Source organism: Rhizobium sp. BR 250, from assembly GCF_047445855.1.
In the GTDB taxonomy this organism is placed as follows: domain Bacteria; phylum Pseudomonadota; class Alphaproteobacteria; order Rhizobiales; family Rhizobiaceae; genus Agrobacterium; species Agrobacterium tumefaciens_I.
This window is the reverse complement of record NZ_JARWKW010000004.1, coordinates 103,288-118,803: the sequence shown is the minus strand read 5'-3', so window position 1 is coordinate 118,803 and position 15,516 is coordinate 103,288. Positions and strand designations below refer to the sequence as shown.

At 60.5% G+C, this 15,516-nt stretch carries 14 protein-coding genes; 12 read left to right on the top strand and 2 right to left on the bottom strand.

Annotated elements, in window-relative coordinates; all coding sequences use genetic code 11:
- Both QD336_RS07975 and QD336_RS07970 read right to left on the bottom strand, forming a co-directional pair.
- Nucleotides 1–600: a DUF1190 domain-containing protein gene (locus tag QD336_RS07975; protein ID WP_499170134.1), complete on the bottom strand. Its 600-nt coding sequence runs from the start codon at nucleotides 598–600 to the stop codon at nucleotides 1–3.
- Between the two features lie 9 nt (nucleotides 601–609).
- Nucleotides 610–1,011, bottom strand: a complete 402-nt coding sequence (locus QD336_RS07970) for a DUF350 domain-containing protein (protein ID WP_269341384.1) — start codon at nucleotides 1,009–1,011, stop codon at nucleotides 610–612.
- 549 nt (nucleotides 1,012–1,560) lie between these two features.
- On the opposite strand from QD336_RS07970, the gene mraZ reads away from it, so the two are divergent.
- From mraZ to murB, 12 genes are read left to right on the top strand one after another with little or no spacing between them, the layout of a single operon-like run.
- Nucleotides 1,561–2,001, top strand: coding sequence for a division/cell wall cluster transcriptional repressor MraZ (gene mraZ / locus QD336_RS07965; RefSeq protein ID WP_269340659.1), 441 nt, complete (start codon nucleotides 1,561–1,563; stop codon nucleotides 1,999–2,001).
- Between the two features lie 14 nt (nucleotides 2,002–2,015).
- The gene (gene rsmH / locus QD336_RS07960) at nucleotides 2,016–3,041 is read left to right on the top strand and encodes a 16S rRNA (cytosine(1402)-N(4))-methyltransferase RsmH (protein ID WP_499170132.1); all 1,026 of its coding nucleotides are present in this window, start codon (nucleotides 2,016–2,018) and stop codon (nucleotides 3,039–3,041) included.
- A 1-nt stretch (nucleotide 3,042) separates the two neighbouring features.
- A complete protein-coding gene (gene ftsL, locus QD336_RS07955; protein WP_499170131.1) occupies nucleotides 3,043–3,603 on the top strand; it encodes a cell division protein FtsL in 561 nt (186 codons plus the stop codon).
- Complete coding sequence (locus QD336_RS07950; RefSeq protein WP_269340663.1) at nucleotides 3,603–5,345, top strand: peptidoglycan D,D-transpeptidase FtsI family protein; 1,743 nt, start codon at nucleotides 3,603–3,605, stop codon at nucleotides 5,343–5,345. Before ftsL ends, QD336_RS07950 begins: the two co-directional genes overlap by 1 nt.
- A gap of 57 nt (nucleotides 5,346–5,402) precedes the next feature.
- A complete protein-coding gene (locus QD336_RS07945) occupies nucleotides 5,403–6,872 on the top strand; it encodes a UDP-N-acetylmuramoyl-L-alanyl-D-glutamate--2,6-diaminopimelate ligase (RefSeq protein ID WP_269340664.1) in 1,470 nt (489 codons plus the stop codon).
- Entirely contained in the window at nucleotides 6,869–8,302 is a 1,434-nt protein-coding gene (locus QD336_RS07940; RefSeq protein WP_269340666.1) for a UDP-N-acetylmuramoylalanyl-D-glutamyl-2,6-diaminopimelate--D-alanyl-D-alanine ligase, read from the top strand. The genes QD336_RS07945 and QD336_RS07940 overlap by 4 nt, the downstream gene beginning before the upstream one ends.
- Nucleotides 8,303–8,325: 23 nt before the next feature.
- Complete coding sequence (mraY, locus tag QD336_RS07935; protein WP_269340667.1) at nucleotides 8,326–9,426, top strand: phospho-N-acetylmuramoyl-pentapeptide-transferase; 1,101 nt, start codon at nucleotides 8,326–8,328, stop codon at nucleotides 9,424–9,426.
- A gap of 3 nt (nucleotides 9,427–9,429) precedes the next feature.
- Nucleotides 9,430–10,839 (top strand): UDP-N-acetylmuramoyl-L-alanine--D-glutamate ligase, encoded by a 1,410-nt coding sequence (gene murD, locus QD336_RS07930; protein WP_499170129.1) that lies wholly within the window; start codon nucleotides 9,430–9,432, stop codon nucleotides 10,837–10,839.
- Between the two features lie 5 nt (nucleotides 10,840–10,844).
- The gene (ftsW, locus tag QD336_RS07925; RefSeq protein ID WP_269340670.1) at nucleotides 10,845–11,999 is read left to right on the top strand and encodes a putative lipid II flippase FtsW; all 1,155 of its coding nucleotides are present in this window, start codon (nucleotides 10,845–10,847) and stop codon (nucleotides 11,997–11,999) included.
- A gap of 6 nt (nucleotides 12,000–12,005) precedes the next feature.
- Complete coding sequence (murG, locus tag QD336_RS07920) at nucleotides 12,006–13,142, top strand: undecaprenyldiphospho-muramoylpentapeptide beta-N-acetylglucosaminyltransferase (RefSeq protein ID WP_499170128.1); 1,137 nt, start codon at nucleotides 12,006–12,008, stop codon at nucleotides 13,140–13,142.
- On the top strand, nucleotides 13,139–14,554 hold the full coding sequence (gene murC, locus QD336_RS07915) for a UDP-N-acetylmuramate--L-alanine ligase (protein ID WP_499170126.1): 1,416 nt from the start codon (nucleotides 13,139–13,141) through the stop codon (nucleotides 14,552–14,554). Before murG ends, murC begins: the two co-directional genes overlap by 4 nt.
- Entirely contained in the window at nucleotides 14,551–15,516 is a 966-nt protein-coding gene (murB, locus tag QD336_RS07910) for a UDP-N-acetylmuramate dehydrogenase (RefSeq protein WP_269340673.1), read from the top strand. Before murC ends, murB begins: the two co-directional genes overlap by 4 nt.

The following is a 15,516-nucleotide window of genomic DNA, read 5'->3' as shown; positions in this document are numbered from 1 at the left end:
TCAGCTTCCGGAAGAGGAGTGGCCGCCAAATCCGCCGCGGCCCCTTACGTTCGTTTTGGCGTTGAGCGGTTTGACGTCACTCACCAGCGCGTCGCCTCCAGCACTGCCTCTGCCTGAAGAGCCTCCGTTCTGTTGGTCGGTGCGCACATCCGGTGTGACGAGGTCGCCATTGCCTTTTCGATAGGCCGACATCGCACCGGTGGAACCCGACTCGCTGTTTTGCTGATGGCGACGATATTTGCTGTAGTCTGCAAAGTTTTCGACGGACCGGGGCATGACAAATCCGACCGGTGACGGTGCGAAGACGCTCATGCCTGTGGAATTGCCGGAATCGACGCTTTGTCGCAGCTGAGCGCAATTACCCGCACCATATTCCATTTCGCATGCGACCATGTTGCGAAATCTCGGCGCGGTGGCGAGGTGATGCTGGCTGGCGTCTTCGGATGCCGCCTGGCAAGCCTTGGGATAAACTCCTGAGGCGACGCATTTGTCAACGGAGGTGTAGAGGACATCTTCCTCCGGTGAAAAAGCCATAAAAAGGCCTATCGCGGCAATCGTTCCGAGGGCGAGACGCGGATGTTCTGTCACGTCCAGATACATGTCTGTTCCTCAATACACCATGCAGGCGGCGTTCAAGGTCCCGATGACCACGGCGATGCCGCCGCTCCAGAGCCCGGCCGCGACGTTACCCTCGGTGATTTTCAGATGCAGGTCGGTCATGGAGAGCTTGGCGATGTAGAATGCAAGAACTTGCACCAGCAGGCCGATCACCGCCCAGATCACGTAGTCGGGAAGGCTGACGGAATGGGCCGCAGCCGAAGCCAGCGGAAGGCTGAAGCCGATCAGGGCGCCGAGAAAGGCGACCACCGCCGAAATGTTTCCGGCCTTGATGAGTTCAACTTCTTCGTGTGGCGTCAGGCGTGTGTAAATGGCGGAAAAAATCGCAAAACAAACCAGGCCAATACCAAAATAACTTAAAAATGCGGGTAAACCTGTCGCGTATATCGCCATCATTACATCTCAATAAAGATCAATTTGAGGTGCATAAAATCAATTGAAAGTTTAAAAAGTCAAGCTCTGATACGGCCGTATTCGACGTCAACGTGGTTGGTATTGTCCGAGCGGGCCGGACAGGGCGCAAGGTCATCGTTGCTGTAAAGGAAGTCCGGCGGCGCGCCTTTTGCCGTCAGTGGGATGTCCCAAATCATTTCCTTGTTTTCACGCGAAAAACGTCGATTTCATCGCGCCTTTCCGTGCCGTGAAAGCGCAGCCGCGCGTCTGAAGTAAACCATTCGTTAAACTTAACGGCTTATGAATTTCCGATGCGAAGTCGGTATCGTGCCGGCTTCTCCCATTGACGCCCATAGTGTCCCATGATATCCCAAATGCACACCACATTGGGTCGTGTTTTTGACCCGCAATCGCTGAAACGAGTGAGGAGCCTACGAGGGGCTGCTGCAGGGCACGTCGCCCTGGCGCTTGGCGATGTGTCGTGCGTACCGGTGTCGTCTGTGAAGTGGATGGTTCGCTTTGCGGAATGCGGTTTTGGCGAGTTGAGTAATGGACCGCTTTTTATCGAACGTGACGAACAGGATCGACGCCAAGGGGCGCGTTTCGGTTCCGTCTCCGTTTCGTTCGGTGCTGGTCAGGCGCGGCATTCAGGAGCTTTATTGTCTCCAGGATTTCGCCTTTCCGGCAATCAGTGTCGGCGGTCTGGATCTTTTGGAGCGCTACGAGCGGCAGATCGCGTCCATGGATGCCTTCTCGCCGGAGGCGAACGCAATGTCGCTGCTGGTTCACGGTGGCGGCGTTTTCATGAAGCTCGACCAGGAAGGTCGATTGATGGTGACGGATTTTGTGCGGGAATTCACCGGCATATCCACCGAGGTCACCTTCGTCGGACGGGCGGATCATTTTCAGCTTTGGCAACCGAATGCGTTTCTGGCGGCGCAGGCGGAAGCAAGAGCGGGGCGCGGTTTTTCGGCTGCTCGCCCCGCCTAGGACGGGGATACGGGATGGCGGCGAATTCTGGCGGACGATCTTCTGATGCCGATGGCGGACCTCAGCGTCACATCCCGGTCCTGCTTCGCGAAGTCATTGCGGCGCTGGAGCCTGCACCTGGCAAGATCATTCTCGACGGCACGTTCGGCGCCGGCGGTTACACTCAGGCCATTCTCGATCAGGGTGCCAATGTCATTGCGCTTGACCGCGATCCGACCGCGATCACCGGCGGTCAGGCGATGGTTGCCGCCAATGGCGGCCGGCTGAGCCTCATCCAGTCGCAATTTTCGGATCTCGCAAAACACGCGCCCGAGGGCGGGCTTGATGGCGTCGTTCTCGATATCGGCGTTTCTTCCATGCAGATCGACGAGGCCGAGCGCGGTTTTTCTTTCCAGAAGAACGGTCCGCTTGATATGCGCATGTCCGCTTCCGGCGTTTCGGCGGCCGATGTCGTCAACCGCGCGAAGGTTGGCGATCTCATTCGCATCTTCGGTTTTCTCGGTGAAGAAAAGCAGCCGGGTCGCATTGCCCGCGCCATCGAGAAGAGAAGGGCGGAAGAGCCTTTCCGCACCACCCGCGATCTGGCAGGTCTCATCGAGATCGTCACACCGCGCAAAGCCAAAGACAAGATCCACCCCGCAACGCGGGTGTTCCAGGCGCTGCGTGTTTTCGTCAATGACGAGCTGGGCGAACTGGCGCAGGCGCTGTTCGCTGCAGAGCGGTCCTTGAAGCCCGGTGGCCGGCTGGTCGTCGTCACCTTCCATTCGCTGGAAGACCGCATCGTCAAGAAATTCTTCTCCGACCGTTCCGGCAAGGCTGCCGGTTCCCGGCATCTGCCGATGGTCGAGGACAAGCCCGCCATTTTCGATGCTATCGGCAAGCCGATGATCGCTGCCAGCGACGAGGAGGCGGAGCTCAATCCGCGTGCCCGTTCCGCCAAGCTGCGGGCTGGCCTGCGCACCACCGCACCGGCGCGGGCGGCGGATTTCTCGATCTTCGAACTTCCCGATCTCGCCAGCCTTGAAAAGATGGGAGGCTGATATGCTGCGCACTTTCGATGTCATCTTGATGGGTGTGATGGTCGCCGCGGCGGTCGTCACCTATTCGATCAAGCACAAGGCCGATCTGAAGCTTGAGGAGGTCCGCAAGCTCGAGGCCGAGATCAAGCTTGAAAAGGATACGATCGATCTCCTGAGGGCAGACTGGGCGCTGCTGACGCAACCGAACCGTCTGCACCGTCTGGTCAATGCCTATCAGACGGAACTTGGCCTTTCGCCGACGCTGCCGACGCAACTGGCGCAGCCGCGTGAAATGCCCATGCTGCGTTCGCAATTGCCGCAGCCGCCTGAGCCTGAAGGCATGAGCGTCGAGGATGTCATCGCCGCCGCCGTCAACGGTTCCAAGCCGGGCGCCACGCTCGGTGGCACTTCGAAGCCCAAATCGCCGCCTGCGGGCCAGATCGCTGTGAACGGTGTTCCGGTTCCCACGCCCCGCGCACGCGTTTCACGTCCGACGCCGGCACCTGTACCGGTCGCTTCCGCCACCGCTGGTGATGAAACCGGCGAGATGGATGAAACCATAACAGGATCGGTGAACCGCTGATGTCTTTTCTCTCCCGCGTCATGGTTTTGAAGAGCAAGGCTCACTTTTCCGCCAGCACCACCGGTGTCTATACGGATCATGCGGCTTTTGAGGGCGCGCGCAAGAAACGCGCGGCCCAGGCGAAAAGCCGCGTCGGCCTTCTCATTTTCGGTTTTGTCGCCTTTTACGCCGTCGTGGGCGGCCGTCTCGTGCAATATGGCATGGCGCAGCAGGAAACGGTTTCGAGCATTGCGCCCGCAGACCGGCTGATGGCATCGCGCCCCGATCTTCTCGACCGTAACGGCGAGGTGCTGGCCACTGATATCCGCACCGTCTCGCTGTTCGCCGAGCCGCATCGCATCGTGGATATCGATGAGGCCATCGAAAAGCTGCGCACGGTCCTGCCCGATCTCGACCAGCGCAGCACCTATCAGAAGCTTTCTTCCAATTCGCGTTTCCAGTGGCTGCGCCGCCAGCTGACGCCGAAGCAGCAGAGCCAGATTCTGGCGCTCGGCATTCCCGGCGTTGGGTTCCGCCCGGAAAAGCGGCGCTTTTACCCCGGCGGGCCGACCGCGGCCCATGTCGTCGGTCATGTTAATATCGACAATCGCGGCGTTGCCGGCATGGAACGTTACGTCGACAGCCAGGGGCTTGCCGATCTGACGGCGCTCGGCATGACCAGCGACCAGCCGCTGGAGCCGGTGAAACTTTCCATCGATCTGCGTGTGCAGTCCATCGTGCGTGAAGTCGTGACCGCGGCAATTGCCAAGTTCCAGGCGATCGGTGCGGGTGCCGTGGTTCTGGATGTGCATACCGGTGAAGTTCTCGCCATGGCCTCGGTGCCGGATTACGATCCGAACAACCCGGCCGAAGGCGCCAAGGAAGGCTGGCTCAACCGCATGTCGAACGGCACGTTCGAAATGGGCTCCACCTTCAAGTCCTTCACCATCGCCATGGGTCTCGATTCGGGCCGCGTGCGTCTCGGCGATATGTTCGATGCGCGTTACCCGATCCGCATCGGCGGCTTCACCATCAAGGACTTCCACGGCAAGGGCCGAATGCTTTCGGTGCCGGAAATCTTCCAGTATTCATCGAATATCGGCACGGCCAAGATTGCCGACACTGTTGGTACCGAAGGCCACAAGGAATTCCTCACAAGGCTTGGCCTCCTGACCCGTATGCAGACCGAGCTGCCGGAAGTGGCGTTGCCGTCGCAGCCGCGTGAATGGAAGAAGATCAACTCCATCACCATCTCCTTCGGTCACGGCGTTTCCACGACGCCGCTGCAGACGGCGGTTGCCGGTGCGGCACTCGTCAATGGCGGCAAACTGATCGAGCCGACATTCTTGCCGCGTACCCGCGAACAGGCGGATCAGGTGGCGAAGCAGGTTCTGAAACCCGGCGCCAGCAAGGATATGCGTTTCCTGTTCGAATGGAACGGCGTCAACGGTTCCGGTCGTAATGCGCGCGTCGACGGTTTCAACGTCGGCGGCAAGACCGGCACGGCCGACAAGGTCGTCAACGGACGTTACGTGCATGACAAGAACTTCAACGCCTTCCTGTCGGCCTTCCCGATGGACGACCCGCAATATGTCGTGCTGTCCTTCATCGACGAACCGAAGACCGACAAGGGCAATGGCGCAGCACTCGCCGGCACATCCGCAGCACCGATGGTGCACGATATCATCACCCGCACGGCGGCGGTGCTGGGCGTGAAGCCGAAGTTCGGCAAGGATGGCTCGGCCTTGCTCGTGTCTTATTGATTGTTAGCTTATGATGTTCCGGCGATTCGCGCCGGGGGGACAAGACGGAAACAGTCGATGAATTTGCGAGATATATCCGGAAATGCGTTTCCGGAATTGAAAGAATTGCTCCTGTCTCAGATCGGGGCGATCGAAATCGGGGGGATCACCGCAGACAGCCGCAAGGCTGCGCCCGGCAGCCTTTTCGTGGCAGTTGCGGGCACCAGGGCGGACGGCGCGACCTATGTGAAGGACGCGGTTGCCAAAGGTGCGGTCGCCGTTGTTTCCGGACATGCGGTAGAAGCCGATGTGCCGGTGCTGGTCGTCCCGGACCCGCGGCTTTATCTCTCGCTTGCCGCTTCCCGTTTTTATGGAAAACAGCCGGAAACCATGGTTGCCGTCACCGGCACCGCAGGCAAAACGTCGGTCGCCTCCTTCGTGCGGCAGATCTGGGCTTTTGCCGGCCATGCCGCCGCACAGATCGGCACCACGGGCGTCATCGCTCCCGGCCGCGAGGATTATGGCGCGCTGACGACACCTGATCCGGTGACGCTGCACGCGCTTCTGGCCGAACTTGCCGCCGAAGGCGTCACGCACGCGGCGATGGAGGCGTCCAGCCACGGCCTCGACCAGCGCCGTCTCGACGGTGTCAGGCTTTCCGCCGCCGGTTTCACCAATCTTGGCCGCGACCACATGGATTACCATCCGACCGTCGAGGATTATATGGCCGCGAAGATGCGGCTCTTCGATACGCTGATGGAGAAAGGCGCTCCGGCGGTGATCTTCGCCGACGATCCATGGTCGGACAAGGCAATCCAGGCAGCGCGCGCAGCGGGTCTCGATGTGCGCACCGTCGGCCGCAAGGGCCAATATCTGACGCTGAAGCGTGTCGAGCATTTCCGTCACAAGCAGATGATCGAAGTGCATCATGACGGCGTGATCTTTGAAGTCGATATCCCGCTGGCGGGTGATTTCCAGGTTGCGAATGCGCTTGTTGCCGCTGGTCTGGCCATGTCCACCGGTGTTGCCGCGGCAACCGCGCTGAAGGCGCTTGAAAAGCTGATCGGCGCTGCCGGTCGTCTCGAACTCGTCGGCCAGACGAAGAACGGCGCGCTTGCCTATGTAGATTACGCCCACAAGCCCGATGCGCTAGAAAACGTGCTGACCTCGGTCCGACCCTTCACCTCCGGCCGCATCATCACGGTCTTCGGTTGCGGCGGCGACCGCGACAAGGGCAAGCGCCCGATCATGGGTGAGGTTGCGACGCGGCTTTCCGACGTGGTCATCGTCACTGATGATAATCCGCGTTCGGAAGATGCCGCAACGATCCGTTCCGAGGTCATGGCGGCGGCGGCCGGCGCGTTGGAAATCGGCGACCGGGCAGAGGCGATCCGTCATGCGGTGTCGATGCTGTCGCATGGCGATACGCTGATCGTCGCGGGCAAGGGGCACGAAGAAGGGCAGATCGTCGGCTCCGTGACGCTGCCGTTTTCCGATCATGAACAGGTGCGCTCTGCACTGGCAGGGCTGGAAGGATCGAAGATTTGAGCTGGTTATGGACAGTCGCCGACATGATCGCCATCACGGCAGGCCGCCCCGTGGGCAACCTGCCAACCGGTATCACAGGCATTTCCATCGACAGCCGGACGGTCAAACAGGGTGAGGCCTTCTTCGCGATCAAGGGTGATCGGGTGGACGGCCATGACTATACCAGCTTCGCCGTTGCCAACGGCGCCGGTCTTCTGGTGGTTGCCGAAGCCAAGCTGCCGGCGCTTGGTCGCCTGACCGTGCCGATGATCGTGGTCGAAGACGTGCTCGCAGCACTTGGCAAGCTTGCCCTTGCGGCGCGCGAAAGAACGTCGGCGCGCATCATTGCGGTGACCGGCTCTGTCGGGAAGACGACGACCAAGGAAATGCTGCGGCAGGCTCTGGCCCCTTCGGGCCGGGTGCATGCGGCGGTAGCGTCCTTCAACAATCATTGGGGCGTGCCGCTGACGCTTGCGCGCATGCCGGCCGACACGGAATTCGGCGTGTTCGAAATCGGCATGAACCATTCCGGCGAAATCCGGCCGCTGGTGAAGATGGTGCGCCCGCATGTGGCGATCATCACCACGATTGCGCCGGCGCATCTCGGCAATTTCAAGAACATCGAAGAGATAGCCGCCGCCAAGGCGGAGATTTTCGAAGGTGTGGAGGAGGGCGGTTCCGTCATCCTCAACCGCGACAATGCCCAGTTCGAGCAGCTTGAAGAAGCGGCACAGGAGCAGGGTATCGAACACATCCTCACCTTCGGGCAGCACGCCAAGGCGGATTTCCGCCTTGCGGATTTCGAGAGCACGACGACGGGTTCGACGATCTGGGCGATCCTGAACGGTGAAACCAGCGAGCTGCACATCAATATTCCCGGCCGGCACATTGCCGACAACGCCATGGCGGTTTTGGGCGCTGTGGCCGTCACCGGCGCCAATCTCGACCGCGCTTTCGAGGCGCTCGGAACCCTCGAGGCAGTGAAGGGACGTGGCCAGCGTCATCACCTGACGATCAATGGCGGCTCTTTCCTGCTGATCGATGAAAGCTACAACGCCAACCCCGCTTCCATGCGGGCAGCGATTGCCGTGCTGGCAGAAACCGAAACGCAGGGTCACGGCCGGCGCGTGGCGGTTCTTGGCGACATGCTGGAGATGGGTGAATTTTCCGCGCAGTTGCACGAGGAACTGGCCGGGCCACTGCTCGCAGCCGGTATCGAACATGTGTGGCTCGCGGGGGAGGCCATGGCCGCGCTGCGCGATGCGCTGCCGGACAGCGTCACCGTCATCTGGTTCCCGACAACGGCGGAACTCACCGATTTTGCCCTGCAATGGGTGCAACCGGGAGACGCGCTGATGGTAAAATCGTCACTTGGGCTTGGTTTCGGCAAGATTGTCGCCGCCCTGCTTGACAAGTATCCGGCATTCCCCGAGACGGAACGCCAAGTCTGAAATAGCCTTTTGAAAGGGCAATTATGCTGATCTGGCTCGTCGAACTGTCGGATAAAATTCAAATCTTCAACCTCTTCCGGTACATCACATTCCGGGCGGGTGCGGCGATGTTCACCTCTGCGTTGATCGTCTTCCTGTTCGGACCGGCGATCATCAACTCGCTGCGCGTACGTCAGGGCAAGGGCCAGCCGATCCGCGCTGATGGGCCGCAGACCCATTTCAAGAAGGCCGGTACGCCGACCATGGGCGGGCTGATGATCCTTGCCGGTATTCTCGGCGGTTCGCTGCTCTGGGGTGACCTGTCGAATGTCTATGTCGTCGCTGTTCTGATGGTGACGCTCGGTTTCGGCGCCATCGGCTTTTACGACGATTATCTGAAGGTGACGAAGCAGAGCGACAAGGGCTTTTCCGGCAAGGCCCGTCTCGGCATCGAATTCCTGATCGCGGCGATCGCCGTGTTCTTCATGATGAAGATGGCGCTTGCCTCCGCACCGCATGGCGGCACGCTCGGAAGTTCCATCGCCTTTCCTTTCTTCAAGGAATTCGTGCTCAATCTGAGCTATTTCTTCGTGCTGTTCGGTGCTTTCGTCATCGTTGGCGCGGGTAATGCGGTGAACCTGACGGATGGCCTCGACGGCCTCGCCATCGTGCCGGTCATGATCGCCGCCGCCACTTTCGGCGTGATCGCCTATCTCGCCGGTAATGCGGTTTTCGCCAATTACCTGCAGATCAATTTCGTGCCCGGCACGGGTGAGCTCGCCGTCATCGTCGGCGCGGTCATCGGCGCGGGCCTCGGCTTCCTGTGGTTCAACGCGCCGCCCGCCGCTATCTTCATGGGCGATACGGGTTCGCTGGCGCTCGGTGGCCTCATCGGCTCCATCGCTGTCGCCACCAAGCACGAGATCGTCATGGTTATCGTCGGCGGTCTCTTCGTCATGGAAACGCTGTCGGTCATCATCCAGGTCTTCTGGTTCAAGCGCACTGGCAGGCGCGTTTTCCTGATGGCGCCGATCCACCACCATTTCGAGAAAAAAGGCTGGACGGAAAGCCAGGTGGTCATCCGTTTCTGGATCATCTCCGTGGGCCTCGCGCTGCTCGGCCTCGCCACCCTGAAGCTGAGGTGAGCGATGATCCCGGTCACGTCGTTTAAAGGTAAGAAAGTCGCTCTCTTCGGGCTCGGCGGTTCCGGTCTCGTGACTGCCCGGGCGCTGGTTGCCGGCGGTGCGGATGTCGTTGCTTTCGACGACAATCCCGACAGCGTCACCAAGGCTGAGGCTGAGGTCATTACGACTGCGGACCTTCACACGATTGACTGGTCTTCGTTTTCCTCCTTCGTGCTGGCTCCGGGAGTCCCGTTGACGCATCCGAAGCCGCACTGGTCGGTGGACCTTGCGAAGGCGGCGGGTGTCGAAGTGATCGGCGATATCGAGCTTTTCATCCGCGAGCGCCGGGCCCATGCGCCGGATTGCCCTTTCATTGCGATTACCGGCACCAACGGCAAATCCACGACGACGGCGCTGATCGCCCATATCCTCAAGGCTTCGGGCCGTGATACGCAGCTCGGCGGCAATATCGGCACGGCGGTGCTGAGCCTCGATCCGCCGAAAGCCCAGCGTTTTTACGTGGTCGAGTGCTCGTCCTACCAGATCGATCTGGCGCCGACGATCAATCCGACGGCCGGCATCCTGCTCAACCTGACGCCTGACCATCTCGACCGTCACGGGACGATGCAGCATTATGCCGACGTCAAGGAACGGCTGGTCGCGGGCAGCGGCACGGCCATTGTGGGCGTTGATGACAGCTATTCGACGCTGATTGCCGACCGTATCGAACGCGCCGGCGTCAAGGTGGAGCGCATCTCCAAGCGCAATGTCGTTTCCGAAGGTCTTTATGCCGAAGGCAGCCGCATTTTGCGGGCGCATGGCGGCACGTCTTCGTTGCTGGTCGATCTGGCCGGTATCCAGACGCTTCGCGGTAGTCACAATGCACAGAATGCTGCGGCAGCGATTGCGGCCTGCCTTGCGGTCGGTGTTTCCGAAGATGAAGTTCGCGCTGGTCTTAAATCCTTCCCCGGCCTCAAGCATCGCATGCAGCCGGTGGGCCGGCGTGGCAATGTCACCTTCGTCAATGACAGCAAGGCCACCAATGCCGATGCGGCAGCGCCCGCACTTTCGAGTTTCGACCGCATCTACTGGATCGCCGGCGGCCTGCCAAAGGCCGGCGGCATTGCAAGCCTTTCGCCGCTTTTCCCGCGCATCGCCAAGGCCTATCTGATCGGCGAGGCGGCGGCCGAATTTGCCGCGACGCTCGGCGAGGCTGTGCCTTACGAAATATCCGGCACCCTGGACAAGGCCGTGCAGCATGCGGCGGCGGATGCGGAAAAAGACGCGACGGCCGGCAATATCGTGATGTTATCCCCGGCTTGCGCAAGCTTCGATCAATATAAGAACTTTGAGATCAGAGGTGATTCGTTCGTCGCGCAGGTTGCGGCGCTCGATGGCATGACGATGCTGGTTGACTCTGGAAAAGGGGGCTGAAGGCCATGGTAAGCCGAGTTGATCGCGGTCCGGTCGCGGAATGGTTCTGGACCATTGACCGTTTCTTTCTGGCGGCGTTCATCGCACTGATGGGCATCGGCCTGATGCTGTCCTTCGCGGCGTCGCCGGCGGTTGCCGAGCGCATCGGTCTCAACAGCTTCTTCTTCGTCGAGCGTCAGGCGATGTTCATGGTGCCGTCACTGGCGATCATGGTCGGCCTTTCCTTCCTGTCGCCCCGTCAGGTCAGGCGTGTGGCGGTCATCATGCTGATTGCCGCACTGTTGATGATGATCTTTGCGCTGTTTTTCGGCATCGAGGTCAAGGGCGCGCGGCGCTGGATCTCCATCGGCAGTTTCTCGATCCAGCCTTCGGAATTCATGAAGCCGGCCTTCGTCATCGTCTGCGCATGGCTGTTCGCCGAACGGGCGCGTCATCCTGAGATTCCGGGCAATCTCTTTGCCATCATCACCTTCGGCATCGTGGCAGCACTTCTGATCGCCCAGCCGGACTTCGGCCAGACGATCCTGACATCGGTGGTCTGGGGCGGCATGTTCTTCATGGCTGGCGTGCCGTGGTTCTGGATCATCATGCTCGGCGGCCTCGGCGTCGGCGGCATTGTAACCGCCTATCTCATGTTGCCGCACGTTGCGGGCCGTATCGACCGGTTCTGGACGGGTGAGGGCGATACGTTTCAGGTGGATACGGCGCGCGAGGCGATCATTCGCGGTGACTGGTTCGGTCGTGGACCGGGCGAAGGTATCGTCAAGCGCATCATTCCCGACAGCCATACCGACTTCATCTTCTCGGTGGCAGCGGAAGAGTTCGGCATCGTTTTCTGCATGTTCCTTGTCGCGATCTTCGCCTTCATCGTGCTGCGCGGCCTGTCGCACGCCTTCAAGGAAAAAGACGATTTCTGCCGTTTCGCCGTGGCAGGCCTTGTGCTCCAGATCGGCATGCAGTCGATGATCAATATCGGCGTCAATCTGGAGCTGATGCCCGCCAAGGGCATGACATTGCCGCTGATTTCCTATGGTGGTTCGTCGATGATGGCGATCTGCGTGACCGCCGGCTTTCTTCTGGCACTGACACGCCACAGACCCGAAAAGCGGGCGCAGGAGCGGAGTTTCTTCCGCGTCGGTTCCGGCGTTCCCGCGGAGTAAACGATCATGAGCAAGGGTATTGTTCTTCTTGCCGCCGGGGGTACCGGCGGCCATGTGTTTCCGGCAGAGGCGCTTGCGCATACGCTGAAAGCGCGTGGTTATTCGGTGCATCTCGTCACCGACAGCCGCGCCGAGCGTTATGCGGGCAAGTTCCCGGCCGATGAAATCCATGTCGTGCCGTCCGCCACTATCGGTTCGAAAAACCCGATTTCCGTGGCGCGGTCGCTCTGGAAGCTGTGGGTGGGTCTGCGTGCCGCGCGCCGGCTGGTGACGAAACTGAAACCGGTCGCAGTTGTCGGTTTCGGCGGTTATCCCACCGTGCCGCCGTTGCTAGCCTCGACCGGGCTAGGCGTCCCCTCGATCATTCACGAGCAGAACGCGGTGATGGGCCGCGCCAACAAGGCGCTGGCTGCCCGCGTGAAGGCGATCGCTGGCGGTTTTCTGCCGCCTGCCAATGGCCAATATTCCGACAAAACGGTGGCAACCGGCAATCCGGTGCGCCCGGCGGTGCTGGCGGCGTCCGAAATTCCCTATACGCCTTCACAGACGGGCGAGACCTTCCAGCTCGTCGTTTTCGGCGGCAGCCAGGGCGCGCAGTTCTTTTCTAGCGCCGTTCCGGCTGCGATCTGCCTGATGAAGGATGAGCAGCGCAAGCGTATCGTCGTGACCCAGCAGGCGCGCCCCGAAGACAAGGACAGCGTCATCGCTTCCTACCAGAAGCTTGGTGTGAAGGCTGACGTTTCGCCCTTCTTTGGCGATATGGCCTCGCGTATCGGTGAGGCCGATCTCGTCATCAGCCGCTCGGGCGCCTCGACCGTATCGGAGCTTTCGGTGATCGGCCGTCCTTCGATCCTCGTGCCTTATCCGCATGCGCTGGACCATGATCAGGCGGCGAATGCGGCCGCACTTTCGGCAGCGGGCGGGGCAAGCGTCATCAAACAGGCGGAGCTGTCGCCGCAGAAGCTTTCCAGCCTGCTGTCGTCGGCGCTTACGGAACCCGATCGTCTTTCGGCAACGGCAGCAGCGGCCAAGGCGACCGGAAAACCGCATGCGGCGGATGTGCTGGCCGATCTGGTGGAGGCGATTGCTTCCGGCGGGTCCGTACAGGAATTCAAGAAGAAGAATGAAGGAGTTGGGGCATGAAGATGCCGAAAGCCATAGGCCTTGTCCATTTCATCGGCATAGGCGGGATCGGCATGAGCGGCATTGCCGAGGTGCTTCACAATCTCGGCCACCGCGTTCAGGGGTCGGACCAAGCAGACAGCGCCAATGTGCAGCGACTGCGCGACAAGGGTATCGAGGTTTTTGTCGGCCACACGGCTGACAATCTCGGTGATGCCGAGGTCGTGGTCGTTTCCACTGCCATCAAGAAGAACAATCCGGAACTCATTGCCGCCCGCGAAAAGCATCTGCCCATCGTTCGCCGTGCCGAAATGCTGGCCGAGCTGATGCGTTTCCGTAATGCCATCGCCATCGGCGGCACCCACGGCAAGACCACGACCACCTCCATGGTCGCGACGCTGCTCGAAGCCGGCAATCTTGATCCGACCGTTATCAATGGCGGCATCATCAATGCCTATGGCACCAATGCCCGCATGGGCGAGGGTGAGTGGATGGTGGTGGAGGCCGACGAATCCGACGGCACCTTCCTGAAACTGCCGGCCGATGTGGCCGTCATCACCAATATCGATCCGGAACATCTGGATCATTACGGCAATTTCGATGCCGTGCGCGCCGCTTTCCGGCAGTTCGTCGAGAACGTGCCGTTCTACGGTTTCGGCGTCATGTGCCTCGATCATCCCGAGGTTCAGGCGCTGGTCGGTCGGATCGAGGACCGCAAGGTCATCACATACGGTGAGAATCCGCAGGCGGATGTGCGTTTTTCGAATGTCCGTATCGATGGCACGCGGTCGATCTTCGACGTGGAAATCCGCCGTCGCCGCACCGGCAAGATATTCTCTTTCAAGGATCTCGTCCTGCCGATGCCCGGCCGTCACAATGTGTCGAATGCGACGGCGGCGATTGCTGTCGCCAATCGTCTCGGCATTTCGGAAGCCGACATCAAGAAGGGCCTCGTCTCCTTTGCCGGCGTCAAGCGCCGTTTCACGCTGACGGGCGAAGCCAATGGCGTCCAGGTCTTCGACGATTACGGCCATCATCCGGTCGAGATCAAGGCCGTGCTGGCGGCAGCGCGGGAAGCCTGCAAAGGCCGCATCATTGCCGTGCACCAGCCGCATCGTTACAGCCGTCTTTCCAGCCTGTTCGATGATTTCGCGCATTGTTTTAACGATGCCGATACGATTATTCTTGCTCCGGTCTATGCTGCGGGCGAAGATCCGATTGAAGGCGCAAGCTCGGAAGCGCTGGTTTCGGCCATCAAGGCAGCCGGCCACCGCGATGCCCGTTTCCTCGAAAAACGGGAAGACCTTGCGTCGCAGGTCGCAGCCATTGCGAAGCCGGGTGATTTTGTGGTTCTCTTGGGGGCTGGAAATATCACACAATGGGCAGCCGCGCTGCCTTCGGAATTGAAGAGCATATCAGGAAAGTCTGAATGAGACAGGTCGATGGGGTTAAATTGCTGGGGAGGCTCGGCGACGGGGTAAAGGAATTGCGGGGACGTCTGACACCGGATGCGCCCATGGACCGCGTGACGTGGTTCAGAGCCGGCGGTCTTGCGGAGGTCATGTTCCAGCCGCACGATACCGACGATCTGATCGCCTTCCTGAAAATTCTGCCGGAAGATGTGCCACTCACCGTGGTTGGAGTCGGCTCCAACCTGCTGGTGCGTGATGGCGGCATTCCGGGTGTAGTCGTGCGCCTGTCCGCCAAGGGTTTCGGCCAGGTGGAGCTTGCGGGCGAAAACCGTATCAAGGCCGGTGCGATCTGCCCGGACAAGCATATTGCGGCCATGGCCATGGATAATGGCATCGGCGGGTTCCACTTCTATTACGGCATTCCCGGCTCCATCGGCGGCGCGCTGCGCATGAATGCGGGCGCCAATGGTGGCGAGACGCGTGAACGTGTGGTGGAAGTCTATGCGGTCGACCGTCAGGGCAACCAGCATGTGCTTTCCAATGCGGATATGGGCTACAGCTACCGCCATTCGGGCGCTGATGCGGGTCTGATCTTCACCGGCGCGCTGTTTGAGGGTTACCCGGAAGACAAGGCGAAGATTCGCGCCGATATGGACGCCGTGCGTCATCACCGCGAAACCGTGCAGCCGATCCGCGAACAGACCGGCGGTTCCACCTTCAAGAATCCTGAAGGTCATTCCGCCTGGGAACTGATCGACGAAGCGGGCGGCCGTGGTCTGGTCATCGGCGGGGCGCAGATGTCGTCGTTGCATTGCAATTTCATGATCAATACCGGCCATGCGACCGGCTATGATCTGGAATATCTGGGCGAAACAATCCGCAAGCGCGTGTTCGAAAAGTCGGGTATCCGGCTGGAATGGGAAATCAAGCGCCTTGGCCTCTTCATGCCGGACCGCGAGGTTGAGCCGTTCCTCGGAGCGTGA